This is a genomic window from Solimonas sp. K1W22B-7, from assembly GCF_003428335.1.
Taxonomy (GTDB): Bacteria; Pseudomonadota; Gammaproteobacteria; order Nevskiales; family Nevskiaceae; genus Solimonas_A.
This window is the reverse complement of record NZ_CP031704.1, coordinates 3,917,573-3,942,272: the sequence shown is the minus strand read 5'-3', so window position 1 is coordinate 3,942,272 and position 24,700 is coordinate 3,917,573. Positions and strand designations below refer to the sequence as shown.

Annotated in this window: 24 protein-coding genes; 14 read left to right on the top strand and 10 right to left on the bottom strand. The window is 67.6% G+C overall.

All coding sequences use genetic code 11. From position 1 onward, the window contains the following. Window positions 1-221: 221 nt before the first annotated feature. The 4 genes from D0B54_RS17680 (at window position 222) to fliD (ending at window position 3,793) form a co-directional block, all read left to right on the top strand. The gene (locus D0B54_RS17680; protein WP_117292641.1) at window positions 222-539 is read left to right on the top strand and encodes a hypothetical protein; all 318 of its coding nucleotides are present in this window, start codon (window positions 222-224) and stop codon (window positions 537-539) included. Window positions 540-834: 295 nt separating this feature from the next. Beyond that, a complete protein-coding gene (locus tag D0B54_RS17675; protein WP_117292639.1) occupies window positions 835-1,989 on the top strand; it encodes a flagellin in 1,155 nt (384 codons plus the stop codon). An 80-nt stretch (window positions 1,990-2,069) separates the two neighbouring features. Next, entirely contained in the window at window positions 2,070-2,441 is a 372-nt protein-coding gene (locus D0B54_RS17670; protein WP_117292637.1) for a flagellar protein FlaG, read from the top strand. Between the two features lie 20 nt (window positions 2,442-2,461). After that, on the top strand, window positions 2,462-3,793 hold the full coding sequence (fliD, locus tag D0B54_RS17665; RefSeq protein ID WP_117292635.1) for a flagellar filament capping protein FliD: 1,332 nt from the start codon (window positions 2,462-2,464) through the stop codon (window positions 3,791-3,793). 118 nt (window positions 3,794-3,911) lie between these two features. On the opposite strand, the gene sugE is transcribed toward fliD, so the two are convergent. Beyond that, window positions 3,912-4,226 (bottom strand): quaternary ammonium compound efflux SMR transporter SugE, encoded by a 315-nt coding sequence (gene sugE, locus D0B54_RS17660; RefSeq protein WP_117292633.1) that lies wholly within the window; start codon window positions 4,224-4,226, stop codon window positions 3,912-3,914. Window positions 4,227-4,405: 179 nt separating this feature from the next. Between sugE and fliS the strand changes: the two genes are divergently transcribed. From fliS to D0B54_RS17635, 6 genes are all read left to right on the top strand, one after another. Then, window positions 4,406-4,822 carry a flagellar export chaperone FliS gene (fliS, locus tag D0B54_RS17655; RefSeq protein WP_117292631.1) on the top strand — a complete coding sequence of 139 codons (417 nt, stop codon included), beginning with the start codon at window positions 4,406-4,408 and terminating at the stop codon, window positions 4,820-4,822. 54 nt (window positions 4,823-4,876) lie between these two features. Next, complete coding sequence (locus tag D0B54_RS17650) at window positions 4,877-5,425, top strand: PilZ domain-containing protein (RefSeq protein WP_117292629.1); 549 nt, start codon at window positions 4,877-4,879, stop codon at window positions 5,423-5,425. Between the two features lie 67 nt (window positions 5,426-5,492). Further along, complete coding sequence (locus D0B54_RS17645) at window positions 5,493-6,131, top strand: response regulator (RefSeq protein ID WP_117292627.1); 639 nt, start codon at window positions 5,493-5,495, stop codon at window positions 6,129-6,131. Between the two features lie 186 nt (window positions 6,132-6,317). After that, window positions 6,318-7,655 carry a spinster family MFS transporter gene (locus D0B54_RS17640; protein WP_117292625.1) on the top strand — a complete coding sequence of 446 codons (1,338 nt, stop codon included), beginning with the start codon at window positions 6,318-6,320 and terminating at the stop codon, window positions 7,653-7,655. Beyond that, window positions 7,652-8,374: a hypothetical protein gene (locus D0B54_RS24390; protein ID WP_162932514.1), complete on the top strand. Its 723-nt coding sequence runs from the start codon at window positions 7,652-7,654 to the stop codon at window positions 8,372-8,374. Before D0B54_RS17640 ends, D0B54_RS24390 begins: the two co-directional genes overlap by 4 nt. 180 nt (window positions 8,375-8,554) lie before the next feature. After that, a complete protein-coding gene (locus D0B54_RS17635) occupies window positions 8,555-9,358 on the top strand; it encodes a crotonase/enoyl-CoA hydratase family protein (protein WP_117295344.1) in 804 nt (267 codons plus the stop codon). Here D0B54_RS17635 and D0B54_RS17630 read toward each other — a convergent pair. After that, a complete protein-coding gene (locus D0B54_RS17630; RefSeq protein ID WP_117292623.1) occupies window positions 9,352-10,383 on the bottom strand; it encodes an AraC family transcriptional regulator in 1,032 nt (343 codons plus the stop codon). The two genes, D0B54_RS17635 and D0B54_RS17630, sit on opposite strands and share 7 nt — an antisense overlap. 135 nt (window positions 10,384-10,518) lie before the next feature. Between D0B54_RS17630 and D0B54_RS17625 the strand changes: the two genes are divergently transcribed. Further along, window positions 10,519-12,078, top strand: a complete 1,560-nt coding sequence (locus D0B54_RS17625) for a GMC family oxidoreductase (RefSeq protein WP_117292621.1) — start codon at window positions 10,519-10,521, stop codon at window positions 12,076-12,078. Here the strand turns inward: D0B54_RS17625 and D0B54_RS17620 are convergent. Continuing rightward, a complete protein-coding gene (locus D0B54_RS17620; protein ID WP_117292619.1) occupies window positions 12,041-13,045 on the bottom strand; it encodes an IS30 family transposase in 1,005 nt (334 codons plus the stop codon). The genes D0B54_RS17625 and D0B54_RS17620 overlap by 38 nt on opposite strands. Before the next feature lie 298 nt (window positions 13,046-13,343). On the opposite strand from D0B54_RS17620, the gene D0B54_RS17615 reads away from it, so the two are divergent. Together D0B54_RS17615 and ggt are read left to right on the top strand one after the other, a co-directional pair. Further along, the gene (locus D0B54_RS17615) at window positions 13,344-13,598 is read left to right on the top strand and encodes a YfhL family 4Fe-4S dicluster ferredoxin (RefSeq protein WP_117292617.1); all 255 of its coding nucleotides are present in this window, start codon (window positions 13,344-13,346) and stop codon (window positions 13,596-13,598) included. Further along, a complete protein-coding gene (gene ggt / locus D0B54_RS17610; protein WP_117292615.1) occupies window positions 13,595-15,265 on the top strand; it encodes a gamma-glutamyltransferase in 1,671 nt (556 codons plus the stop codon). The genes D0B54_RS17615 and ggt overlap by 4 nt, the downstream gene beginning before the upstream one ends. 106 nt (window positions 15,266-15,371) lie before the next feature. On the opposite strand, the gene D0B54_RS17605 is transcribed toward ggt, so the two are convergent. From D0B54_RS17605 to D0B54_RS17595, 3 genes are all read right to left on the bottom strand, one after another. Further along, window positions 15,372-16,382: a hypothetical protein gene (locus D0B54_RS17605; RefSeq protein WP_117292614.1), complete on the bottom strand. Its 1,011-nt coding sequence runs from the start codon at window positions 16,380-16,382 to the stop codon at window positions 15,372-15,374. 76 nt (window positions 16,383-16,458) lie between these two features. Further along, window positions 16,459-17,232, bottom strand: coding sequence for an exodeoxyribonuclease III (gene xth / locus D0B54_RS17600; RefSeq protein ID WP_117292612.1), 774 nt, complete (start codon window positions 17,230-17,232; stop codon window positions 16,459-16,461). Window positions 17,233-17,305: 73 nt separating this feature from the next. Further along, window positions 17,306-17,683 carry a hypothetical protein gene (locus tag D0B54_RS17595; protein ID WP_117292610.1) on the bottom strand — a complete coding sequence of 126 codons (378 nt, stop codon included), beginning with the start codon at window positions 17,681-17,683 and terminating at the stop codon, window positions 17,306-17,308. Window positions 17,684-17,777: 94 nt separating this feature from the next. Here D0B54_RS17595 and D0B54_RS17590 point away from each other — a divergent pair, with 94 nt between their 5' ends. Beyond that, window positions 17,778-19,553 carry a bifunctional metallophosphatase/5'-nucleotidase gene (locus D0B54_RS17590; protein ID WP_117292608.1) on the top strand — a complete coding sequence of 592 codons (1,776 nt, stop codon included), beginning with the start codon at window positions 17,778-17,780 and terminating at the stop codon, window positions 19,551-19,553. 291 nt (window positions 19,554-19,844) lie between these two features. On the opposite strand, the gene D0B54_RS17585 is transcribed toward D0B54_RS17590, so the two are convergent. From D0B54_RS17585 to D0B54_RS17570, 4 genes are all read right to left on the bottom strand, one after another. Next, window positions 19,845-21,896, bottom strand: a complete 2,052-nt coding sequence (locus D0B54_RS17585; protein ID WP_117292606.1) for a M3 family metallopeptidase — start codon at window positions 21,894-21,896, stop codon at window positions 19,845-19,847. Window positions 21,897-22,097: 201 nt separating this feature from the next. Beyond that, window positions 22,098-23,045, bottom strand: a complete 948-nt coding sequence (locus D0B54_RS17580; RefSeq protein ID WP_117292604.1) for a GIDE domain-containing protein — start codon at window positions 23,043-23,045, stop codon at window positions 22,098-22,100. Next, complete coding sequence (locus D0B54_RS17575; protein WP_117292602.1) at window positions 23,042-24,049, bottom strand: hypothetical protein; 1,008 nt, start codon at window positions 24,047-24,049, stop codon at window positions 23,042-23,044. Before D0B54_RS17575 ends, D0B54_RS17580 begins: the two co-directional genes overlap by 4 nt. A gap of 10 nt (window positions 24,050-24,059) precedes the next feature. Then, on the bottom strand, window positions 24,060-24,632 hold the full coding sequence (locus D0B54_RS17570; RefSeq protein WP_117292600.1) for a LemA family protein: 573 nt from the start codon (window positions 24,630-24,632) through the stop codon (window positions 24,060-24,062). Window positions 24,633-24,700 lie beyond the last annotated feature (68 nt).

Sequence of the window (24,700 nt, the reverse complement as noted above, 5' to 3'; positions counted from 1 at the left end):
TCCGTTGGCGCGCAGTCCTCGCGTCGATGCCCGTGCATCCTGCACGCTCGCCCGCGAAACCCGCCGCATTCCGCAAGCTTCTGATTGTTATAAGTAAATTACAAACCAATGACGGCCATTTTCAGCTGCCGTTCAGCCAGGAAACGCATCCTTGTCACACCGCCGCCCCACAAGGCGCGGATCATTTGTCCATCAACCGACCCGACCAGGGAGAGACACGGATGACTCTCGACGACGCGCTCGACTTCTGCAACGACCTGTCGCGCATGGTGCGTGCCTGGGCCGTTGAACCCGTCAAGGCAATGGACCAGCTCACGCAGATCGAGCAGTGCTTCATGCTGGATCTTCCGGCCGATCACTACCTGGTGATGAAGGTGTCCACCGCCGTGGCGGCGGTGCAGGGCTGGCTGCAGGCGGGGCTGTCGCAGACGCAGGAGCCGCAGCAGATGCGCGTGGCCCAGCATGCGATCGAGGCCCTGCGCGTGGCGATCCCGGAGAGCTACGACACACAGTCGCGGCGCGCCAGCCTGGCGGCCTGATCCCTCTCTACCGCTGTACCGCGGCCCCCGGATCATCCTTGTTCCGGGGGCCGTGTTGTTTCCGGCGGGCCTGCGCCAGCGGCCCGTCACCGATTCAGCCTGCCCCGATGACGGCGAACCGCCGTTTGTCCCGCCGTGGCCTACCGTTGGTCCTTTGTAGGAAAAACGCCTAAAGGTTTGTAGGCCTGCGCCGTTAACAGCCTCAGTAGCGGCATTGAGCCCCGAAAGGGGGAGCTGCCACGGGCCGGCACAGCGACACGACGCACCGGCATTTTTTCGAACCCAGGAGAAAGCCATGCAAGGTATCAACACCAACGTGATGTCACTGAATGCCCAGCGCAATCTGACGTCTTCCCAGTCTTCCCTTTCCACCTCGATCCAGCGCCTGTCCTCGGGCCTGCGCATCAACAGTGCCAAGGACGACGCCGCCGGCCTCGCCATCAGCGAGCGCTTCAGCAGCCAGATCAAGGGCCTGAACCAGGCCAGCCGCAATGCCAACGACGGCATTTCGCTGGCGCAGACCGCTGAAGGCGCGCTGGGCCAGGTCACCAACAACCTGCAGCGCGTCCGCGAACTGGCCGTGCAGTCGGCCAACGCGACCAACTCGACCACCGACCGCGCGGCCCTGCAGACCGAAGCCTCGCAGCTGCTGGCCGAAGTCGACCGCGTCGCCAACCAGACCTCGTTCAACGGCGTGAAGCTGCTGGACGGCAGCTTCAGCTCGGCGGTGTTCCAGGTTGGCGCCAACGCCGGTGAGACCATCAGCGTGTCCGGCCTGGTCGATGCCAACATCGCCGCGCTGGGTTCGGTGACCGCCGCCTCTGGCCAGTCCAGTGCGGTGTCGGGCATCAGCGCCCTGGGCGCCGCCGCGGGCGGTACCCTGATCATCAACGGTACCGACGTCAGCGCCGGCATCGGTGCCGCCGGCACCTCCTCGCAGCGTGTGGGCCAGGTGGTGGATGCGATCAACAACTCCGCCAGCACCACCGGTGTCAACGCGGCCTACGATTCGGCCACCGGCCGCATCAACCTGAGCTCGGCGGCCACCATCACGGTGACCGGTTCCGACGACGGCACCGCCACCGGCTTCAACGTCGCCGGCGGTGACGGCAGCGGCACGGCTGCCACCACCACGGGCCTGAGCACGCTCAGCATCGCTTCCTACGCCGGCGCCTCGCTCGCGATCCAGCAGATGGACAGCGCGCTGTCGCAGGTCAACTCGGCTCGCGCCACCATCGGTGCGGTGCAGAACCGCTTCGAGTCGGTGGTTGCCAACCTGGCGACGACCTCCGAGAACCTGTCTTCGGCTCGCAGCCGCATCCAGGACACGGACTACGCCTCGGAAACGGCCAACCTGACCCGCTCGCAGATCCTGCAGCAGGCCGGTACCGCGATGCTGGCGCAGGCCAACTCGGCACCGAACAACGTCCTCAGCCTGCTGCGCGGCTAAGTGACGGAAACCTGACGGGGCGGGCCGCAAGGCCCGCCCCCGAAAGGGTTCGGGCTCCGGAGGTTTCGACGGAGTAGAACATGAGCAACGAGATATCAGCGGTAGCGGCGGTGGCGGCCTCCAGCAGAGGCGAGGGCCACCGTGTTGCCGTTTCCGCGTCACCCGAATCTTCACCCGTGGCTGCGCCGGCATCCGGCGCGGCGGCGGTACCCGAGCCGGCAGCGCCGGCGGCGGATCTGCAAGAGGCGATCAGCCAGATAGAGCGCTACATCCAGGCCAGCCGCACCGGTCTGGAATTCCGCGTGGACCAGCAGCTCAACCGCGTGATCGTGTCGATCGTGGATCCACGCGACGGCACGGTGCTGCGCCAGATGCCCAGCGAGGAGGCCCTGCGCATCGCGCGGTCGCTCGTCGACGAGGGCAATGGCGGTTTGCTGGACGCGCTGGTCTGAAAACTGCATAGGGAGCGCATATGGCCACGAGTTCCATCAGTGCATCCAGCTTCGGCTCCGGGCTCGACGTCAACAGCCTGGTCACGCAGCTCGTGGCGGCGGAACGCGCCGCGCCCGACGCGCGCCTGAACACGGCGCAGTCCAAGGCGCAGACGCGCATCTCGGCGCTGGGCGTGCTCAAGTCCGCCCTGTCCAACCTGCAGACCGTGGCCAAGACCCTGGTCGGCGGCGGTGCGGTGGCGACACCGGCGGTCAGCTCTTCCAAAGACAGCTTGTTCACCGCCACGGCCGCCGCCGGCGCCGCGCGCGGCAGCTTCGACGTGGAAGTGGTGTCGCTGGCCCAGGCCGGCAAGCTGGTGTCCACGCCTTTTGCCAGTGCCGACACCAGCCTCGGTGCCGGCGACGTGGACATCACGGTGGGCAGCGACAGTTTCAGGATCACGCTGGGCAGCACCAGCAACAGCCTGGCGGCGCTGCGCGATGCGATCAACCATGCCGACGACAACCCCGGCGTCACCGCTTCGCTGGTGACCGAATCCGGCGGTGTGCGCCTGCTGCTCACCGGCAACCAGACCGGCGCCAGCCAGGCGGTGAGCCTGAGTTCTTCGCTGGTCTCGGTGACGCAGACCCAGGCCGCGGCCGATGCGCATATCAAGATCGAGAGCTACGACGTCTACAGCGCCAGCAACACCGTCACCGGTGCGCTGGACGGCGTCACCATCAACCTGCTCAAGGCCGAGCCCGGCACCACCGGCACCCTGAGCCTGAGCACCGACAACAGCGCCGCTTCCAAGGCGGTGCAGGATTTCGTCACCAAGTACAACCAGGTCTTGACCACGATCAACAACCTGACCAAGTACGACGCCGCCACCAAGACCGCTTCGGCGCTGACCGGCGACAGCACGGCGCGTTCCGCCGCGGCGCAGCTGCGTGCGGTGATGGGCGGCGCGGCGCCCGGCGGCGCGGCCTATGGTTACCTGTCGCAGCTGGGCATCAAGACCGGGTCCGATGGCCTGCTGACGGTGGACAGCGCCAAGCTCGGCGAGGCCATCGCCAAGGATTCCAGCGGCATCGCGCGCCTGTTCGGCGGCGAGGACGGCTACGCCACCAAGCTCAACGGTGCCATCACCACCATGCTGGCGGACAACGCCGGCATCGATGCGCAGACCGATACGCTGCAGGCGCGGCTCAAGGACATCAGCACGCAGAAGGACGCGCTGGACCGGCGCATGACGCAGGTGCAGGCGCGCTACCTGGCGCAGTTCACCGGGCTGGATTCGCTGATGTCCCGGATGAGCACGACCAGCAATTTCCTGACGCAGCAGCTGGCGGCGCTGTCGTCGAGTTCGTAGCTTTCCGCACGGCTTGGGGTTTTTCGTAGGAGCGGCTGTTAGCCGCGACCGCCGATAATCGGGCTGACCGGCGGTCGCGGCTAACAGCCGCTCCTACAAAAGCAGTGCTTTTCAGTCTTCAGTGCGCCAGCTTCAATCCGATGACTCCCGCCACGATCAGCGCCACGCTGCCCAGCCGCGCAACAGTCGCCGGCTCGCCCTGCAGCAGGATGCCCAGCAGCACCGTGCCGGCGGCACCGATACCCACCCAGATCGCGTAGGCGGTGCCCATCGGCAGTGTGCGCATGGCCAGGCCCAGCAGCGAGATGCTGATCGCCATGGCGCCGACGGTGAGGACGGTGGGCAGGGGGCGGGTGAAGCCCTCGGTGTACTTCAGGCCGACGGCCCAGCCGATTTCGAAGAGGCCTGCGAGGACCAGCAGGAACCAGGACATGACGACACTCCTTCCAGGCGGGGTCGTCCCCGGTATTCGATGAGGCCGCCGAGTCGTCCCGGCGGCTGCAGACGGCGGGTTTGACCGGCCGTCGGCGTCCAGGTTCCCTGTTCCTTCCGGCGCTCAAGTCCGCGCCGCCGGCGCCGATAAGGATCAGGACGATAACAGGAGTTTAGATCATGCCCGCCCCGCAACTCGGCGCTCTCCGGCAGTACCAGAATACCGCCGTGGCCGACGCCGCCAGCGCCGACATCCCGCCGCAGCAGCTCGTTGCCATGCTGCTGGGCGGCGCGCTGGAGCGGCTCAATGCCGCGCGCGGCTGCATCCTCGGCGGTGACAGCGTCCGCAAGGCACCGCTGATCGCCTCGGCCTCCGCGATCATCGAACACCTGCGCCTGTGCCTGGACCACCAGGCCGGCGGCGAGATCGCGCAGAACCTGGACGCGCTCTACGACTACATGGGCCGCCGCCTGCTGCGCGCCAACCTCGACAACGACGCCGCCGGCGTCGAGGAAGTGGCCGAGCTGCTGCGCACCATCAAGGCGGCCTGGGACGAGGTGGGCCGTCCGGCCCCGCGTCCGCGGCTGCTGCGCTAAGGGCCTGTCTGGCACAGGGACTGCAGGGTGGGGTGATCCCGCCAGAGTCTGCCCATGACTGACGCCAACCCCCTCGAAAACCATCTCGGCTACCGCGACACGCTGCCGCTGAACTGGGTGCCGCTGGCCACGCCGCCGCCGCCCGAGCAGCTGCAGCAGCTGCAGGAGAACAACCTGCGCGTGCTGGCCGTGGTGGCGGCGCTGGAAGACCGCCATTCGCCACGCGGCGAGGCCGACGAGCGCGTCGAGCAGGAGCTGGAACGCATCCACCAGAAGCTGGACATGCTGCTGGTGCTGTTCGGGCAGTTCCTGCGGCGCATGGACCCTTCCGCGCCGCCGCGCCCCCTGCGGCTGACCTCCACCGGGCTGAGCTGGGAGGGCGGCAGCGCGCTGGAAGGCTATGGCCTGGTGTCGCTGTACCTGCACCCCTGCATGCCCGAGCCCTTTACCTGGCCGGCACAGGCGCACAACGCCGGCGCCGTGGGTGAAGCGCGCTTCGATCCGCTGGGCGAGGCCCTGGAAGCGGCCCTGGAGAAGCATGTTTTCCTGCATCACCGCCGTTCAGTGGCCGTCTCCCGACCGCCTGCCGCCCGGACCGCGTAGGGCGACTCCTGACAGGTCTAGAATCTTCTCCTACTAAACCGGACGGAAAACCGGAGGAGATTCTGGCATGCGGCTGATCCTGGCTGAACCGCAGACGCTGGTGCGCGCCGGCCTGGCGTGCCTGCTGACACAGCAGGCGGGCGCCGAAATCATCGGCGAGGCCGACGACGGTCAGCAGCTGCTGGAACTGGCCGCGCGCCTGCGTCCCGACATGATCATCAGCGAGCTGGCCCTGGGCCGCATGAGCGGCCTGGAAACGCTGTCGCAGCTGCGCCGGCACTACCCCGAGATCGCGGTGCTGATGATCTCGTCGCAGCTCGACAGCCACTCGGTGCGCACCGCGCTCAAGCTCGGTGCCGCGGGTTTTCTCGGCAAGAACGCGGAGCCCAAGGAACTGCTGCTGGCCCTGCAGGCGGTGCAGAAGGGGCAGGTCTACCTCAGCCCCGGCATTGCCCACCTGGCCTTCGAGCGTCGCAACGCCTCGCAGCGCGCCGAGGACCACGTGGCGCTGACCCCGCGCCAGAAGCAGGTGCTGCAGCTGATCGCCCGCGGCCGCTCCACCAAGGAAATCGCCTCGCTGATGGGCGTGAGCATCAAGACCGTGGAAACCCACCGCGCGCGCATGATGCAGTCGCTGGGCCTGTACGGCACCAATGCGCTGATGCGCTATGCGATCCGGCTGGGGATGGACAGCGGGACGCTGTAGGCCGGACCTGCGTATGTAGGGTGCGCACCGCGCACCATTGATCCTGATCGAGCTTGCTCCGCGTGCGCGATGCGCACCCTACGGGTTCGTGTGCCCGGCAAGCCCGCCTTGCCATCGTCTCCCCGTACCGACACTATCCCTCCCAGACCGCGCGCCACCGAGCGCCGGCACCCGGAGGAGAGTGCGATGAACGATCCACGTGGCGCCGGCACGGCGCCGGCTTCGATGGCCTATGCCTGGACCGTGGTGGCGATCCTGATGATCGCCTACGTGTTCTCCTTCATAGATCGCCAGATCCTCAATCTGCTTGTGGGGCCGATCCGGCGCGACCTGGGCATCAGCGATACGCAGATGAGCCTGCTGATGGGCTTTTCGTTCGCGATCTTCTACAGCTTCCTTGGCATTCCGCTGGGGCGCCTCGCCGACAGCCGCAGCCGCCGCGGCCTGGTCGCCGCCGGCATCGTGTTCTGGAGCCTGATGACGGCGCTCTGCGGTTCGGCGCGCTCCTACGCCCAGCTGTTCCTGTTCCGCATCGGCGTGGGCGTGGGCGAGGCGGCACTGTCGCCGGCGGCCTACTCGATGATCGCCGACTACTTCCCGCCATCGCGGCGCGCCACCGCCATCAGCGTCTACTCCGCCGGCATCTATCTGGGCTCCGGCATCGCCTTTCTGCTCGGCGGTCTGGTGATCCAGTACGTCAGCGCGCAGGGTGAAGTGATCCTGCCGCTGGTGGGGAGCACGCGGCCCTGGCAGGTGGTGTTCTACATCCTGGGCATCGCCGGCCTGCTGTTCAGTTTCGCCTTCCTGCTGGTGCGCGAGCCGCCGCGCACGCATGCCGGGGCGACCGTGCCTTTCAGCGAAGTGGTGGCGTATCTCTGGCGCCATCGCCGCGCGGTGCTGTGCCACAACTTCGGCTTCGCGATGATCGCCTTCTGCTCCTATGGCGCCGCGTCCTGGATTCCGAGTTTCTACATCCGCACGTTTGGCTGGGCACCGGGCAGGGTGGGCATTGTCTACGGCCTGATCGTGATGGTCTTCGGCACCGCCGGCATCGTTTTCGGCGGCCGGCTCACCGATCGCTGGATGCGCCAGGGCGTCGGCGATGCGGCGTTGCGGGTGGGTCTGTGGGCCTGCGCGATCTGTGTCGCCAGCAGTGTCTACCTGCTGATGCCGCGTGCGGAACTGGCGATGGTGGCGATGGTGCCGGCGATCTTCGCGCTGGGCATGCCCTTCGGTGCCGCGCCCGCCGCCATTCAGGAGATCGTGCCGCCGCGCATGCGTGGGCAGGCTTCGGCGGTCTACCTGTTCATCGTCAACCTCGTCGGCCTGGGCGTGGGGCCGACGGCGGTGGCGCTGGTGACGGACTACGTGTTTCACGACGACATGGCGCTACGCTGGTCGCTGCTGATCGTGGGGGCGGTGGCGTGTGCGGCGGCGGCCTTGTTGCTGAGGGCGGGGTTGAGGCCGTATCGGGAGGCGTTGCAGAGTTTGCGGGCATCCAGGCCAGCTAGGGCAACTCCATGATCCACACCACTTCTATACTGCGTCGCTTGCCTGCGGATATTGACCGGAAGCAGCTTCTGTTCTTTGACGGCATTCGGCATGCGGCTGAGATCGTTTCGCTGGCCTATTCAAGACTCCAGAGTACTCTTACCCATATCGCTTTATCGGAAGATACAAAAGAGGCGAGTGCTGCATTCCCGGTGGCATTTTTGGACGCTTGGGCAGTAGTCGATGGTATCGACAGATTTCGCGTTCTCTGGAAGCTAATGCCCGGAGCTCCGCCATCGTCCCCGAAGGATGGAGAGTCGACATTTGAAGAGATTTCCCAGCCGGTTAGGAATCTTAGGAACGTAGCTGATCACTTGGCGCAGAGGGCGGACTACATCATTGCTCAAAACGGAACTGCGCTTGGGTCGCTCAGTTGGTATACGGCTCTTCGCCAAGATGGTCGAGAGGGCATCATATGCTCTATCGCGCCTGGAACTCAGGTCAAGGGGCATCACAGGGTTGCCAACCCAGCTGGGCGGACTATTGAATACCCTACCGGTTTGGTGCAGCTGTCCGCAGGCGAGTATCAAGCATGTCTTTCAGACGTGCTTCCGCATATGGAGCAGAGAATCCGAGAGTTGGAAGGCGGTCTCGATAGTGCCTTAGCTGCAATGAATCTGACTGGAAGGCAGGCCGGGACCGATCTCTTGGTGAAAATACCCATTGTGGCTACAGATGTTGATGGGCCTTAGGCGGTAGCTAGGCAGAAGGAAGGGCGAAGGGTTGCTGTCGGGCATATTGGGCTCGACTCTTGGGCTTGAAAGCGCTGGCGGCCCAATTCGATCAAAGCCTTGGCAGACGGGCGATTCCATTTCCCCCCGCAACCCGGCAGCATGCCCGCCATCAACCCCTTTCAGACCCTGGACCCTCCCATGACCGACCGTGTCACGCTCGATATTGCCGATGGCATCGCCACCGTCGGCCTCAACCGACCCGAGAAGCACAACGCCCTCGACATCGCCCTGATCCAGGCGCTGGTGGAAGCGGCCAGGACGATCCGCGCCGACCGCTCGGTGCGCGCGGTGGTGCTGCAGGGCAACGGGCCGTCGTTCTGCTCGGGGCTGGACGTGGCCAGTGCGTTTTCCAGCCTGCCGAAGTTCTTCAAGCACTTCGCCACCTTCGGCGTGAAGAAGCGCAACATCTTCCAGGACGTCAGCCTGTGCTGGCGTGACCTGCAGGTACCGGTGATCGCGGCGATCCATGGCAACTGCTTCGGCGGCGGGCTGCAGATCGCGCTGGGCGCGGACATCCGCATCGCCACGCCGGAATCGAAGCTGTCGGTGATGGAAGTGAAGTGGGGCCTGATCCCGGACATGTCCGGCACCGTGCTGCTGCGTGAACTCATGCCGATCGACGTGGCCAAGGAGCTGACGCTCACGGGGCGCGTCGTCGCCGGCACGGAGGCGCAGGCCCTGGGCCTGGTGACGCGCCTGGCGGCGGACCCCAAGGCCGAGGCGCTGGCGCTGGCGCGCGAGATCGCGGCCAAGTCGCCGGACGCGGTGGCGGCGGGCAAGCAGCTGCTCAACGCCAACTGGCTCTGCAGCGAGAACAAGGCGCTGGGGCTGGAGCGCAAGTTCCAGCTGCGCATGTTCCGCACGAAGAACCAGCGCATCGCGGTGAAGGCCGGCCTGGCCAGGCAGCTGCCGGAGTTCAAGCCGCGGCAGGGCGACTACTGATCCGGGGCCTGTCCCAGCTGCTGCTCGCGGAACGCCGAGGGTGACATGCCCTTCCAGCGCTTGAAGGCGTGGATGAAGCTGGCCGGCTCGGCGTAGCCCAGGCGCAGGGCGATCTCGCTGAGCTTGATGCGGCCGGTGCTGAGCATTTCCTCGGCCAGGGTCTGGCGCACCTCGTCGAGCAGTTCGCGGAACGAGGTGCCTTCCTCCTCCAGTCGCCGGCGCATGCTGCGTGGCGACAGGTGCAGCGCGTCGGCGATGCGCTGGATGTCGGGCATCTCGCCGGGCGCATGCAGCAGCAGGTCGCGCACCTTGCCGGCGACACCGCCGCGGGCCTGGCGTGCGGCCAGCATCTGCCGGCACTGCTCCAGGCACAGCCGCGCGAGCTGGCTGTCGCCCTGCGGCAGCGGCGTGTCGATCACGGCGGCGGCATACAGCACCGAGTTCTCGGCGGCATCGAAATGCGGCGTCAGGCCGCAGAGTTCGGCGTAGCGCTCGGCATAGACCGGGCGGGGGCCGCGGAACTGCACGCGCATCGGCGGGATGCCGCCGGGGCGCATCTCGCGCACGGCGTTGGTCAGTGCGGCGAAATCACGGTCCAGCAGGAAGCGCCGCACATCCTCGGGAATGCCGCTGTCGTCCAGCACCACGGCGATATCGCGGCCGCGCGGCTCCATGCGGAAGCGCACGAAGGCGTAGGACAGGTCCAGGTAGCGCGTGGCGATGTCGGCGGCGCTGCGGAAGGTCGGGCTGCTGACCAGGGCGAAACCCCAGATGCCGTAGACCGCCAGATGGTAGCGCAGGCCGGCGTCCAGGCCCAGGTCGGGCAGGTGACGGAGCTCGCGCACGATGTTGCGCACCAGTCGCAGCTCCTGCTCGGCGCTGATCTGGCTCCTGGGGTCGGCCAGGGTGGCGGCGTCGATGCCGGTGTCCCGCAGGCAGTCGGCCACGTCCATGCCGCGCGAAACCGCGAGCTGGGTCAGCAGGTTCGCGCTGATGACGCTGCGCGGGGTTTCCTCGGGGGGCATGCGGGGAACGGTGGCGGGTCTGGCCACAATTATCAATGCCTTGTCCCCGGCCGTCATCTACAGGGGGCGGTGGGCCTTCCATGATGGCGAAATCGATCCAAGCGCGGCGCCAGATCGCGTTCTCCGAGGAAACACATGTACGACTACATCATCGTTGGCGGCGGTTCCGCCGGCTGCGTGCTCGCCAATCGCCTTTCCGCCGACGGCCGCCACCAGGTCTGCCTGCTCGAGGCCGGCCCGGATGACACCAATCCGCTGATCCACATGCCGCTGGGCGTGGTGCCGCTGGTGCGCGGCTGGTTCGCCAACTGGAAGTTCTGGAGCGAGCCGCAGCCGCAGCTGGGCGGGCGCCGCACCTACCAACCGCGCGGCAAGGTGCTGGGTGGCTGCAGCAGCATCAATGCCACGGTCTGCACCCGCGGCCACCGCTGGGACTACGACCACTGGGCTTTGCTCGGCTGCGCCGGCTGGTCCTACGACGAGGTGCTGCCCTACTTCCGCAAGTCCGAGAACTACGAGGCCCCGCTGGCCGAGCAGGACCGGCCCTTCCACGGCCAGGGCGGCCCGCTGAACGTGACGCAGCGGCGCTATACCAATCCGCTCAGCGCGGCCTTCGTCGATGCCGCCGAGCAGGCCGGCCATCGCCGCAACGAGGACTTCAACGGCGCCGAGCAGGCCGGGGCCGGGCAGTTCAAGGTGTTCCAGAAGGGCGGGCAGCGCTGCAGCAATGCGCGTGCCTACCTGACGCCGGAGGTGCGTGCACGCAGCAACCTGCACATCCTCACCGGCACGCAGGTCACGCAGGTGCTGATCGACAACGGCCGCGCCGTCGGTGTGAAGCTGCGCCGCGGCGGGCGCGATGAGGAGCTGCGCGCGCAGCGTGAAGTGATCCTGGCGGCCGGCGCTTTCCAGTCGCCGCATCTGCTGATGCTGTCCGGCGTCGGCCCGCGGGCAGAGCTGCAGAAGCACGGCATCGCGCTGAAGCAGGACCTGCCCGGTGTCGGCGAGAACCTGCAGGATCATCTCGAGGTGATCGTGGAGACCAAGGCCAGGAGTCGCGCCGGCATCTCCTACCACCCGACCTCGCTGTGGGCCTCGCTGGTCGCCATGTTCCAGTACCTGTTCGGCCGGCGCGGCATGCTCACCAGCAATGGCCCCGAAGCCGGCGGCTTCTTCAGGTCGGCGCCGTCCGAGAGCATCCCGGACCTGCAATGGCATTTCGGGCCGTTTCCCAACGTGACGCATGGCTTCAATCTTGCGCCGATGGTCCAGCGCTACGGCTACATCGCCTACCTCTACGACCTGCGCCCGCGGTCGCGCGGCCGCGTGGGCCTGAACAGTGCCGACCCGCTGGCGCCGCCGCGCATCGATCCGAACTATCTCGCCGAGCCGAGCGACATCGACAAGCTGGTGGCGGGCGTGAAGCTGACGCGGGAGGTGCTGCGCCAGCGCGCGCTCGATCCGCATCGCGGCGAGGAGCTGAGCCCCGGCCCGGCCGTGCAGAGCGATGCCGACATCGCCGCCTGGGTGCGCCGTGCGGCCGAGACCACCTATCACCCGGTGGGCACCTGCAAGATGGGTATCGACGACATGGCGGTGGTGGACCCGCAGCTGCGCGTGCGCGGCATCCAGGCGCTGCGCGTGGTGGACGCCTCGGTCATGCCGACGCTGATCGGTGGGTGGATTCACATTTGAAATGCAACACTTTGGCGAAGACCTCGGCAGGGGTTTTGAAGCCGAGGCACTTGCGTGGCGTGTGATTGTAGATCTGAGCGATCTGCAAGAGTTGGTCTGGTGAGAGGTCTTCGACGTTGGTTCCCCGGGGTAGCCAGCGGCGCAAACGCCCGTTGGCATTCTCGACGCCACCCTTCTGCCAGGGGGAATGCGGATCGCAGAAATAGGTCTGCAAGCCCAGGGGCTGATGCAGGGTGTAGTGCAAGGCGAATTCGGTGCCGTTGTCGAAGGTGATGCTGCGGCGCAGGGCTGGGGGCAGTGGGGCCAGCAAGGCCTGGAGGGTTTGCGCCACCGGCGCAGCGGCCTTGCTGGGCTGGCGGACGATGGCGGTCAGCCGGGACGTTCGCTCATGCAGGGTCAGGATGGCTTGGCCATAGCGCGCAAAGAGCATCAGGTCGGCTTCCCAGTGTCCCGCCTGGCGCCGGTCAGCCGCAGCCTTGGGGCGCTTTTCGATCGAAACCCGCTGCTGGATGTGCTCTGCCGGGCTGCCGCCCTTGCGGCCACGGAAGCCGCGCTTGCTCTTGGCACGGGGCAGATAGAGACGCCAGGAAAAGTCGTTGGTCCGGGCGATCTGGGCGGCAATGAAGCGATAGATGCTCTCGTAGCTGATCTGCAGATCCTGCTGAGCCAGCCGCCGCGATACCTGCTCGGGAGACCAGCCTCGGCGCAATCCCTCCAGAACCCTGGCTTGCAGCTCGGCATCACGCAGAAGCCGGCTACCTTGCCAGCGGCGCGCCCGAGCTTGCTCGCCGGCATAGACGCTCTGGTAGCCCGTCGCGCCAGTGTTGCGCTTCAGTTCCCGAGAAATGCTCGATGGCGCGCGATCCAGAGCTGCCGCAATTTGCCGGATCGACTCCCCGGCTTGGCGCCGACGGGAAATCTCACACCGTTCCTCGATTCCAAACTGCTCAAAGCTCTTGCGTCCCATTGCAGCACCCTCGTAATAGGGTGTTGCATTTGGTTTGTGAACTCACGGTGCCAACACCAATGCACCGACGACGATGATCGCGGAGAAGGCGGCGGAGATGATTCTCAGCGCCTAGCACTTGCAGGAGCGAGCTTGCTCGCGACCTGGGGCTTGATCCCCCGGTACCTGAGTTCAGGGATGCCGGCGACAGCCGGGCGCCCCCCCCGGCCGCGAGCAAGTCGCTGCTGCCGTTCATGGTTCCGCGGGTATTGGAGGCAGGGTGGGAACTTCCCGACGCCCGGGAGGGTAAAATACCTGCATGGCCCTCAAGATCACCCACGAGTGCATCAACTGCGACGTCTGTGAGCCGGTTTGTCCGAACCAGGCCATTTCGCAGGGCGTGGAGATCTACGAGATCGACCCCGGGCTGTGCACCGAGTGCGTGGGGCACCACGCCTCCCCGCAGTGCCAGGACGTCTGCCCGGTGGCCTGCATTCCGCTGGACCCCGACCATGTCGAAAGCCCGGAGCAGCTGATGGCCAAGTACCACAAGCTCACCCGCCTGGTCTCATGAAGCGTCCCGCACTCCTGCTGCTCTGCCTGGTCCTGCCGGCCCGCGCCGCGGACCTGCCCGGCGACGCCTGCGCCACCGCCCACCCGCTGGCCACCGAGGCCTGCCTGGAAGTGCTGCGCGAGGGCGGCAATGCCTTCGACGCGGTGGTGGCGGCCAGCGCCGCGATCGCGGTGACCGAACCCACCGGCTCGGGCCTGGGCGGCGGCGGTTTCTGGCTGCTGCACCGCGAGGAGGACGGCGGCGAGACCTTCGTCGATGGCCGCGAAACGGCGCCGGCGGCGGCCAGCGAGCGCATGTTCCAGGCAGCCGACGGCACCGCGGTGGCGGCACGCTCGCGCGACGGCGCGCTCGGCGCCGGCATCCCCGGCGAGCCGGCGGCGCTGGTGCACATCGCCGACACCTACGGCCGCCTGCCGCTGGAGCGCCTGCTGGCGCCGGCGATCCGCTACGCCTCGGACGGTTTTGTCGTCGACGCCAAGCTGGCGGCGACCATCCAGGGCAACCTGGCGCGCCTGTCGCCCGCGGCACGCGACATCCTGGCCCCGGGCGGCAAGCCGCTGCAGGCCGGCGACCGGCTGCGCCAGCCGGACCTGGCGCGCGTGCTCAAGGCCGTGGCGCAGCAGGGCCTGGCGGGCTTCTACGAGGGCGAGGTAGCGCGCAGGCTGGTGGCCGGCGTGCGTGCCGCCGGCGGCATCTGGGCCGAGGAAGACCTGCGCCGCTACCGCGTGGTCGAGCGGCCGCCGCTGGTCACCTGGTTCCGCGACTACCGCATCGTCACCGCGCCGCCGCCCTCGGCCGGCGGCATCGGCCTGGCGCAGATCTTCCAGCAGCTCGAGGCCCTGGGCTGGACCGACGATGGCTCCATCGCCTCGCGGCACCTGATGATCGAGGCCATGCGCCGCGCCTACCGTGACCGTGCCACCTGGCTGGGCGACCCGGACTTCGTCGACATCCCGGTGAGCCGGCTCAGTTCGCGCGAGCATGCGCTGCGGCTGGCCGCCAGCATCCGCCCCGACCGCGCCACGCCCAGCGCCACGCTGCCGGCCTCGCCCGAGGGCGGCAACACCACGCATATCTCGGTGATCGATCGCGACGGCAACCGCGCCGCCGCGACGCTGTCGATCAACCTGCCGTTCGGCTCCGGCTTCGTCGTGCCCGGCACCGGGCTGTTCCTCAACGACGAGATGGACGACTTCTCCGCCGCCACCGCGGCGAGCAACGCCTACGGGCTGATCGGCTCGGTGCCCAACCGCATCGCGCCGGGCAAGCGGCCGCTGTCGTCGATGACCCCGACCTTCGTCGAGGGGCCGCGCGGCGCGCTGGTGATCGGCACCCCGGGCGGCAGCCGCATCATCACCATGGTGGCGCTGGGCATCCTCGGCTGGATCGACGGCCTGTCCGCGGCCGAAATCGCCGCGCTGCCGCGCTACCACCACCAGTACCTGCCGGACGTGGTGCAGTTCGAGCCCGGGGCGCTGCCGGAAGCGCAGCAGGCACAGCTCAGGGCGATGGGGCATGTGCTGAAACAGCTGGGGCCCGACAGCCTCAACCTGGTGCCGGGCAGCTACGGCAACCTGCAGCTGGTCAGCTGGGATCCCGCAGCGAACAAGCTGGATGCGGCGGCCGATCCGCGCGCGGTGGGGGCGGGCTTGGTGCAGCAGCGGTAAAAAACATCCGGCAGTTCGCAAATGAACGCGAATCAACGCAAATGAAAAACGCGGGATTCGCGTTCATTTGCGTGTATTTGCGGACTGAAACGCTTTGGCGGTGGCCTCAGGCCGCCCGCCGCATCTCGCTGCGCGGTTTCTTCGACGCCGGCGGCGGATTGAGCCCCGCGATCTCGCGCAGTTCCTTGGCCGCGATCGCCTGCGGGCGTCGCGCCAGCCGGTCGAAGCGGCCGCTCCTGCCCAGGCGCCGGATCAGGCGCAGGTGCGCGTCGATCTGCTCGACGTAGGGGTTGCTGCCGCCGAAATGGTGGTCCATGTAGCGGTACACGCCCTGGAAGTAGCCGTCGAGGCGCTCCTCCCAGAGCTTCCTGTTGAACTCCGGCGTGTTGCGCAGCAGGTCCTCGACCTGCGGGTACATGACCTTGGGCCCGCCCGGAATGCCGGCGCCGGCCATGCCGCAGATCACGAACTCGCGGAACAGGTAGGTCTTGCACTTCTCCAGGTAACAGCGGTCCGAGGTCTGCGCGATGATGTCGGCGCTGCCGAGCATGAAGCCCAGCATGCGGTCCTTCGGATGGCGCACGCGGATCTTGTCCAGCGCGATTTCGTAGCCGGTGAAGTGCACCACCTGGCGCGTCAGTTCCACCGCGTCGGCGAAGCCGACCTTCGGCAGGAAATCGGCCAGGAACTCGCCGCTGCGGCGCACGTGGTTGAGCGTGAATTCGGCGCCGTTCCAGGCCGCGTCGCTGCTCTTGCGGATGTAGCCGGCGTCGTGGAACAGCGCGATCAGGATGCCGAGCTGGGTGCGGCGCTCGCCCAGGCGCTGGGCGGCCGGCACATTGCGCTCGTAGCCATCCAGCAACCGCGCCATCGCCAGGGCGCAGTCCATGCTGTGCTGGGCGTCGTGGTACCAGGTGTCGCAGCCCAGGTAGCCCGGCAGGGTGCCGGCATAGAGCTGGGTGAAGACCTCGAAGCCCTCGTGCAGGGGCTGCAGGTCCATCGTGGGATACAGGCTGCCGATGATTCCGCAAACAGCGTCCCTGACCTCGTCTGGATGCGAGATCCTCACGGTGTCGGTGACGTCGTAGTGGTTGCGCCTTTTACGCAGCAGGCTCATAGGCTCCTCCCCCCAAGGGGGGGTTGTCATGGCCCCATCATAGCCCTCTAACGGGGCCCTGCAAATGTGATGGGGCTCACATTCCTAGTGTGAATTCCGCCACAACCGGGGCGTGGTCCGACGGACGTTCCAGCCGGCGGGGTTCCAGGTGGACCTGGACCCCGCTGCAGCCGGCCACCAGGGCTTCCGAGGCCAGGATATGGTCGATGCGCAGGCCCAGGTTGCGGCGGAAGCCGGCCTGGCGGTAGTCCCACCAGGTGAAGGTGCCCGGGGGGTGGTCGAACAGCCGGAAGCTGTCCTTCAACCCCAGGTCCAGCAACCCGCGGAAGCAGGCGCGCTCCGGCTCGGAACAGAGGATGCCGCCCTCCCACACCGCCGGGTCATGGGTGTCTTCCGGCGCGGGCGCGATGTTGTAATCGCCGGTCACCGCAAGTCTCGGATATTTCTGAATTTCTTCGGCAAGGTACTGGCGCAGGCCGGCGAGCCAGCGCAGCTTGTAGTCGTACTTCTCGCTGCCCACGGCCTGGCCGTTGACGACATAGACATTGACCACCCGCACCCCGTCGACCGTAGCCGCGATCACCCGGCGCTGCTCGTCGGCGAAGCAGTGCATGTCGCGGCAGACCTCGGTCATCGGCTGGCGCGACAGCAGGGCCACGCCGTTATAGGTCTTCTGGCCGTTGTGCACCGCGAAATAGCCGGCCGCTTCCAGCGCCGCAAAGGGGAACTGCTCGTCGACGCACTTGGTTTCCTGGATGCCGACCACGTCCGGTTCGGCGGCTTTGAGCCAGTCGAGCAGGTGCGGCAGGCGGACGCGCAGGCTGTTGACGTTCCAGGTGGCGATTTTCATGGCGGGACGGGCTTCGGGGGTGACGAAGTCTAAAGCAGGCTGCCCCATGTTCCCTACTCCGCCCCCAGGTTCCCTACTCCGGCTTCAGGGCAGAGGCGCGCCGGGCCTGCAGGCGCGGGCAAGGGGCCTCGGCCAGGCGGCACAGCGGCCCGTCGTCGATCGCCAGCTGCCGGCGCAGGGACTCGGCCTCGCGCGCCAGCTGCGCAGCCACCGGTTCGGCCTCGGGCACCGAGAACATCGCCGCGGAGTCCGCGACCACCCAGCCGTAGAACAGCGCACCCAGGCGCTGCTCGGGGTTCCGCGCCAGGCCGGCGCGGTAGCGGATGCAGTCGCGGAACTCATCGGCCGAGTCGTGGAGTTGCTCGGCACAGGGAAGTACCGATGTGCGCCCTTGCTCGAGTTGCCGCATCAGCTGGCGCTCCGGCGACTGGCAGGCGGCGGCAGCGAGCATCAGGGCGGCTGCAACGAATCGGACACCCGCGCGCAACATGCGGCGCCTATGTTGCCGCACAGCTTCCCTGCGATCTTCGAAAAGGATTTCCACGATGCGCGCTCTCCTGTTCGCGGCCCTGGCCGCCCTGTCCCTGTCCGCCTGCGACGACGACAACGGTTCCGGCGCGGAGCCGGTCACCGAGGTGCCGGCCCAGGCCACGATCAAGCTGATCGGCCTCAACGACTTCCATGGCACGCTGAACCCCCCGGGCAACACCAGCGTGCCGGATCCGGGTGACCCGACGAAGACAGTGGCGCTGCCGGGCGGCGGCGCGGCCTGGCTGGCGACCCTGGTGGCGCAGGAGAAGGCGAAAAATCCGCTCAACGTCGTGGTGGCCGCCGGCGACCTGATCGGCGCCACGCCGCTGGTTTCCGCGCTGTTCCGCGACGAGCCGACCATCGAGGCGCTGAACCTCGCCGGCCTGGAGTTCTCCTCGGTCGGCAACCACGAGTTCGACAAGGGCAAGGCCGAGATCCAGCGCATGCAGGCCGGCGGCTGCTTCCAGCCGGAGGACAGCGGTACCTGCCAGAACGGCCGCTTCGCCGGCGCCAGCTACAAATACCTCGCGGCCAACGTCGTCGACAGCGCCACCACCCGGCCGCTGTTCCCGGCCTACGCCACCAAGGAGTTCGACGTCGGCGGCAAGAAGCTCAAGGTCGGCTTCATCGGCCTGGTGCTGAAGGAAACCCCGACCATCGTCACGCCCGCCGGCGTCGCCGGCCTGGAGTTCCGCGACGAGGCCGAGGCGGCCAATGCCGCGGTGGCGGAACTCAAGGCGCAGGGCGTGCGCGCCATCGTCGTGCTGATCCACCAGGGCGCCTTCACCACCGGCGCCTTCAACGACAAGTCCTGCCCCGGGGTCAACGGCGAGCTGCTGGCGATCCTGCCGAAGCTGGACGCCGAGATCGACGCCGTCGTCAGCGGTCACACGCACTGGGCCTATCTCTGCAAGGGCAAGCTCAAGAACGACAAGGAAGTGCCCTATACCAGCGCCGGCGCCAACGGCCGCTACCTGACCACCATCGACCTGACGCTGGACACCGCCAGCGGCGATGTCGTCGCCAGCGATGCGAAGAACCTGGTGGTGGTCAACAACACCGCGCCCAATCCCAAGCCGTCGAGCTATCCCACGGTGACGCCGGACGCCGCGGTGGAGGCGCTGGTGGCGCGCTACAACACGCTGACCAAGCCGCTGCAGGACCGGCTCATCGGCGCGATCACCGGCGACATGACGCGCGCCGCCAACACCGCCGGTGAAAGCGCGCTGGGCGATGTCATCGCCGACGCGCAGCTGGAGGCGACCAGGGCCGCCGGCAAGGGCAATGCCGTGGCGGCCTTCATGAACCCGGGCGGCATCCGCGCCGACTTTGTCGCCAGCCAGATCAGCGGCGGCGAGAAGGCCGGTGAAGTGACCTACGGCGAGGCCTTCACGGTGCAGCCCTTCGGCAACAGCCTGGTGACGATGACGCTGACCGGCGCCCAGATCGACACGCTGCTGGAGCAGCAGTTCGACAACCCGGCGGTCGGCCAGAGCCGCTTTCTCCAGATCTCGGCGGGTTTCAGCTACAGCTGGGACAACGCCGCGGCGGTGGGCGCCAAGGTGGACCCCGCCACGATCCGCATCAACGGCGTCGCGGTGGACCCGGCCGCCAGCTACCGCGTGACCGTCAACAGCTTCCTGGCCACCGGCGGCGATCGCTTCTTCGTGCTGGCCAGCGGCAGCGAGCGCCTTGGCGGCGCGCAGGACATCGATGCACTGGTGGACTACTTCAGGGCCAGGACGCCGCTGGCGCCGGGGCCGCAGAACCGCATCACGCGTCTCAACTGACTTCTTCGCAGTGGTAGCAGCCTTCGGGGCGCGCAAGCGCCCCTTTTTTGCGCCTCTTGAAAGAACAATGCAGTCCGCAAATGAACGCGAAGCAACGCAAATACAGCCGAAGCGGCTGCTTTCATTCGCGTTTATTGGCGTTCATTTGCGGACTGCTTTTCCTGGGACAGGAAAAGCAAAACCCCCTCTTCCGCGGGTGACCGGAGGAAGCCCCATGGCGGAAGAGGGGGCTCGGCCCACTGCGAAACTGTCACCATCCGCTCCCCCGGCCGGGAGCGGATGGGGTACTGCCTACGCCGCTTCCAGCAGTCCCGTATGCCGCAGCAGCGGCTCGATGCTGGGCTTGCGGCCGCGGAACTCCACGAACAGCTCCATCGCCTCCTTGGACCCGCCCTGCGCCAGGATCGTGTCGCGGAACTTGTGGCCGGTCTCGGCCGCGAAGTTGCTTTCCTCGAACGCGGCGAAGGCATCGGCCGACAGCACCTCGGCCCACTTGTAGCTGTAGTAGCCCGCGGCATAGCCGCCGGCGAAGATGTGGCTGAAGCTCCAGGGCATGCGGTTGAACGACGGCGGACGCATCACCGCGACGATGTCGCGCACCGCGTCCAGCGTTTCCAGCACGCGGCCGCCCTGCGCCGGGTCGTAGTCGCGGTGCAGGCGCAGGTCGAACAGCGAGAACTCCATCTGCCGCACGTTGGCCAGGCCGGTGAGGAAGGAGCGGCTGCCGCGCAGCTTGGCGATCAGTTCCTCCGGCATCGGCGCGCCGGTCTGCCAGTGACGCGCGAAACCGCGCAGCGTCGCCGGGTCGTAGCACCAGTTCTCCATGAACTGGCTCGGCAGTTCCACCGCATCCCAGGCCACGCCGTGGATGCCGGCGACCGAGGCCTCGTCGACCTGGGTCAGCAGGTGGTGCAGGCCGTGGCCGAATTCATGGAACAGCGTCAGCGTTTCGTCGTGCGTCAGCAGGGCCGGCTGGCCCGCCAGGGGCGGCGTGAAGTTGCATACCAGGTAGGCCACCGGCTGCTGCAGGCCCGAGGGCGTGTGGCGGCGGTTGACGCACTCGTCCATCCAGGCGCCGCTGCGCTTTTCCGGGCGCGCGTAGGGGTCCAGGTAGAACATGCCGAACTGGCGGCCGTCCGCGCTCTTCAGCGCATAGGTCGTCACGTCGGCATGCCACACCGGCACGTCCGTCGCCGGCTCCACCTGGATGCCGTAGATGCGCGTGACCAGGTCGAACATGCCCTGCACCACGCCGGGCAGCGGGAAGTAGGGGCGCAGCTCCTCTTCCGACAGGCCCAGCTTCTGCTCCTTGAGCTTCTCGGCGTAGTAGGCGGAGTCCCAGGGCTGCAGGTCGTTGACGCCGTCGAGCCGGTTGGCGAAGGCCTTGAGCTCGTCCACCTCGGCCTGCGCGCGCGGCCTGGCGCGCTGGGCCAGGTCGAGCAGGAACTGCTCCACCTCGTCCGGCGACTCGGCCATCTTGGTGGCCAGCGACACCTCGGCGAAATTGCGGAAGCCCAGCTGCTGCGCCTGCTCGTGGCGCAGCTTGAGGATCTCTTCCATCAGTTCGCTGTTGTCGAACTGCCTGGCCAGCGGGCCCTGGTTGGAGGCGCGCGTGGCGTAGGCCTCGTACAGTTCGCGGCGCAGTTCGCGGTTGCTGGCGTAGGTGATGACGGCGTCGTAGCTGGGGAAGTCCAGCGTCAGCAGCCAGCCTTCCAGGCCCTTGGCCCTGGCCTTGTCGGCGGCCGACTGCTTCGCCGCCTCGGTCATGCCGTCGAGCAGCGCGCCATCCGTGACGGGCTTGCTCCAGGCCTGGATCGCGTCCATCAGGTGTTCTTCGAACTTGGTCTGCAGTTCCGACAGGCGCAGGCTGATGTCCTTGTAGCGCGCCTTCTGCTCGGGCGGCAGTGCGATGCCGGAGAGCTTGAAGTCGCGCAGCGCGTCGTTGATCACCTTGCGGCGGGCGAAGCCGTAGGTCTTGAACTCCGCGCTGTCGGCCAGCGCCTGGTAGGCGCGGTACATCGGCTCCGACTGCGACAGCTCGATGCCGTACTCCGTGACCTTGGGCAGGCAGGCATTGAACGCGGCGCGCCATTCGGCGGTGCTGGTGACGCTGAACAGGTGCGACACCGGGCCCCAGGCACGATGCACGCGGTCGCCCATTTCCTCCAGCGGTTCGATCAGGCTGTCCCAGCTCGGCTGCGCGTTGTTCGCCAGCAGCGTCTCGAGTTCCGCACGGTTGCGCTCCAGCACGGCGTCGATCGCCGGCTCCGCATGGGCGGGCAGGACCTGGTCGAAGACGGGGAGGGGCGTGAGGCCCGCGGCGGAAAGCAGGGGGTTGGTCATGGGTCTGAAGGTGGCGGGGAGAGCGACTACTTGGGCGCTATTGTCCCCCCCTTCAAGCCCCGCGGACGAGGCATCTTTGCGGCCATTCCCGCAGGAGGTTGTTTCGGAGCGGAATTTTGCGGACTGCCCACAGGCGGCAGGTATCGCCGGATTGTGATTTTATTTATATAAAATAAGTAAATTTAAATATAATAAAACAAATCAGTTTCCAGCCAGCCCCCGCGCCTGCAGGGCGAAAATCGCCGCGCAGCCCAGGGCCAGGAAGCCCAGCAGGCTGAAAAACACCGTGATCCGCTGGCGTTTCACCAGTTGCGCGACGCTGAGCGTGGACAACAGGAAGGGCCGGCCGTCGCGGCTGCGATCCAGCACGTGGATGTCGGGATCCAGAGAGTGCTGCAGCTGGCGGCTGCGCACCGCGTCGATCGCGGCGCGGCGCACGGCTTCCCATTCGTGCTGGTCGATCTCGCCGTTGCGGTCGGCGTCGAAGCGGCCCAGCAGCGCTACGCGGTCGGCCTTCCATTCGGCCAGCAGCTCGCGCACTTCATTGCTCTCGTCGAACTGCTGCTCGCTGCCCTGCGAGCGGAACTGGCCGAGCGCGAACAGGTAGTCGCCGGTCCTCACCAGCTTCTCGCTGTAGCGATAGTCGCCGCCGCCGAACCAGCTGCGCTTGCCGGGGCCGCTGCCGGGCCGCTGCGTGTGGCCGCGCCATCGGCGCTCGATGCTGGGATACACGGTGGCTCCGGCGGGGTCGACGATGCAGTCGCCGGTTTCGTCGGACAGCTGGAACAGCTCGCCGCTGGTGTCGGCTTCCACCGTCACCCACTCTGTGCTGCGCTTGCCGTTGCGATAGGTGGTTTCCAGCCGCTCGACGCGATACCACCACCAGCAGCAGCGTTCGCGGCTCAGCGGCGAGAGGATTTCCGGGCCGGGCAGCAGGCAGGCGTGGCCCTGCAGGTGCACGTAGCCCTGCGCCGCGGAGCGGATGCGCGATACCGGCGTGTCCTGGATCAGGCGCGACTGGCGCAGCTGGCGGAAGGCCAGGCCCAGCAGCAGCAGCGAGGCGACGCCCAGTGCGCAGGTCCAGAACCAGAACTCGCCGGCATCGGCCTGGCGGATCCCGGTGGCCAGCGATTCGAGGAACCCGGTCATGAGAGGTAGTAGTACTCGATGTGTCCCCAGGCGCCCACCAGCGCCATCAGGGCCGGCGGTGTCAGCGCCAGGAACAGCAGCAGGCAGAGGGCAGCCGCCCAGCGCTCGCCGCTCACCAGGCTGGCCTGCGGCTGGGTGGAGAAGATGAAGCGCCGGCCGTCGCGCGGCAGGGCCAGCGTGTTGGCGCCGGGCTGCTCGCCGCCCTCGGGGAAGCGCTGGCCGGCCATGGCCTCGACCTGCGGCAGCCAGGCCGCGGCCGGCTCCGGCGCACCCGACCAGGGCGCCCGCAGGGTGCGCAGCTCACCCAGCACGTAGAGCGGGTCGCCGGCGTGGACCACGCCCTCGACGTAGCGGGTGTCCGAAGACGGCTGCCAGCTGCGCCAGGCCACGGAAGCGGCATCGGCGCCGCTGGGCAGCACCAGGGCCAGGCCGCTGCCATCGTCCACCAGGAAAGGCTGTTCGCTGCGGTCGTCGCGCGTCATGCGCCAGTGCTTCTTGTCGCCGATGCCCTCCTGGCGGAACACCTGGCAGGCCCACCAGACGCATTCGTCGCCGGACAGCGGCGCCCGCAGCTCCTGCTCCTGCGGCAGGGCGGCGGCGCGGCCGTGCAGCTCGACGAAGCCCTGTGCCGCGCCACGCAGGCGCGAGGTCGGCACGTCCTCGATCTGCCGGGCGGTGCGCAGCGCCCGCAGCATGCGCCACAGCGCCAGCAGGGCCGGCGGCAGGGTGCAGCCCAGCCAGACCGCCAGTTGCGGGATCGGCAGCTGCGCCGCCCAGGTATCCAGGCGCTCGGCCCAGGGGTCCAGCTCGGGCGTCGGAGGGGGTTCGAAGCCCTGCTCGACCAGCAGGGCGCTGTAGCTGGCGTGGTCGGCCATGATTTCCTGCTGCATGCGGCGCGAGTCGGCCCGTTGCTGGAAGTACAGCTCGCCGGCCTGGTAGCTGCAGAACAGGCCGAAAATGGCCCACAGCAGCAGGCCCAGGCCTACGGAGTGCAGCGCGCGCACAGCGTGGCGCTCAAGAGCTGAACAGCGCCTTCACGTCGACATCGCTGGTTTCCGCCTCGGAGAACTCCAGCAGTTCGGCGCCCTTGAAGCCTGCCAGCCGGGCGACGACCACGTCCGGAAACTGCTCGATGCGCACGTTGTTGACGTTGACGCTCTCGTTGTAGAACTCGCGGCGATCGGAAATGGCGTTTTCCAGGCCGGTGATGCGGCCCAACAGCTGCTGGATCGACTGGTTGGCCTTGAGCTCCGGGTAGGCCTCCACCGTGGCGACGATGCCGCCCAGGCCGGCGCGCATCAGGCCCTCGGCCGCGCCCACGCCCTTGACGCTGCCGGCCTCGCGGGCCGCCTGGGCGCCGGCGCGGGCCTGCATGACCTTCTCCAGGGTGTCGCGCTCGAACTGCATGTACTGCTTGCAGGTCTCGACCAGCTTCGGCAGCTCGTCGTGGCGCTGCTTGAGCAGCACGTCGATGTTGCTCCAGGCCTTGGCCACGCCGTGCTTGAGGCCGACCAGGCCGTTGTAGATGACGATGCCGTACAGCAACGCCGCGACCAATACAGCCAGCCAGATGAAACTGCTGATCATGCGAATCCCCACCCCCGTGGAACCGGAACCGCCTCAGCGGGGTCCGTAATTTGGCTGACAGGATGCGG

Coding starts and splice junctions, on each gene's coding strand:
- D0B54_RS17680 (WP_117292641.1), top strand. CDS start 222: ATGACTCTCGACGACGCGCTCGACTTCTGCAACGACCTGTCGCGCATG.
- D0B54_RS17675 (WP_117292639.1), top strand. CDS start 835: ATGCAAGGTATCAACACCAACGTGATGTCACTGAATGCCCAGCGCAAT.
- D0B54_RS17670 (WP_117292637.1), top strand. CDS start 2,070: ATGAGCAACGAGATATCAGCGGTAGCGGCGGTGGCGGCCTCCAGCAGA.
- fliD (WP_117292635.1), top strand. CDS start 2,462: ATGGCCACGAGTTCCATCAGTGCATCCAGCTTCGGCTCCGGGCTCGAC.
- sugE (WP_117292633.1), bottom strand. CDS start 4,226: ATGTCCTGGTTCCTGCTGGTCCTCGCAGGCCTCTTCGAAATCGGCTGG.
- fliS (WP_117292631.1), top strand. CDS start 4,406: ATGCCCGCCCCGCAACTCGGCGCTCTCCGGCAGTACCAGAATACCGCC.
- D0B54_RS17650 (WP_117292629.1), top strand. CDS start 4,877: ATGACTGACGCCAACCCCCTCGAAAACCATCTCGGCTACCGCGACACG.
- D0B54_RS17645 (WP_117292627.1), top strand. CDS start 5,493: ATGCGGCTGATCCTGGCTGAACCGCAGACGCTGGTGCGCGCCGGCCTG.
- D0B54_RS17640 (WP_117292625.1), top strand. CDS start 6,318: ATGAACGATCCACGTGGCGCCGGCACGGCGCCGGCTTCGATGGCCTAT.
- D0B54_RS24390 (WP_162932514.1), top strand. CDS start 7,652: ATGATCCACACCACTTCTATACTGCGTCGCTTGCCTGCGGATATTGAC.
- D0B54_RS17635 (WP_117295344.1), top strand. CDS start 8,555: ATGACCGACCGTGTCACGCTCGATATTGCCGATGGCATCGCCACCGTC.
- D0B54_RS17630 (WP_117292623.1), bottom strand. CDS start 10,383: ATGCCCCCCGAGGAAACCCCGCGCAGCGTCATCAGCGCGAACCTGCTG.
- D0B54_RS17625 (WP_117292621.1), top strand. CDS start 10,519: ATGTACGACTACATCATCGTTGGCGGCGGTTCCGCCGGCTGCGTGCTC.
- D0B54_RS17620 (WP_117292619.1), bottom strand. CDS start 13,045: ATGGGACGCAAGAGCTTTGAGCAGTTTGGAATCGAGGAACGGTGTGAG.
- D0B54_RS17615 (WP_117292617.1), top strand. CDS start 13,344: ATGGCCCTCAAGATCACCCACGAGTGCATCAACTGCGACGTCTGTGAG.
- ggt (WP_117292615.1), top strand. CDS start 13,595: ATGAAGCGTCCCGCACTCCTGCTGCTCTGCCTGGTCCTGCCGGCCCGC.
- D0B54_RS17605 (WP_117292614.1), bottom strand. CDS start 16,382: ATGAGCCTGCTGCGTAAAAGGCGCAACCACTACGACGTCACCGACACC.
- xth (WP_117292612.1), bottom strand. CDS start 17,232: ATGAAAATCGCCACCTGGAACGTCAACAGCCTGCGCGTCCGCCTGCCG.
- D0B54_RS17595 (WP_117292610.1), bottom strand. CDS start 17,683: ATGCTCGCTGCCGCCGCCTGCCAGTCGCCGGAGCGCCAGCTGATGCGG.
- D0B54_RS17590 (WP_117292608.1), top strand. CDS start 17,778: ATGCGCGCTCTCCTGTTCGCGGCCCTGGCCGCCCTGTCCCTGTCCGCC.
- D0B54_RS17585 (WP_117292606.1), bottom strand. CDS start 21,896: ATGACCAACCCCCTGCTTTCCGCCGCGGGCCTCACGCCCCTCCCCGTC.
- D0B54_RS17580 (WP_117292604.1), bottom strand. CDS start 23,045: ATGACCGGGTTCCTCGAATCGCTGGCCACCGGGATCCGCCAGGCCGAT.
- D0B54_RS17570 (WP_117292600.1), bottom strand. CDS start 24,632: ATGATCAGCAGTTTCATCTGGCTGGCTGTATTGGTCGCGGCGTTGCTG.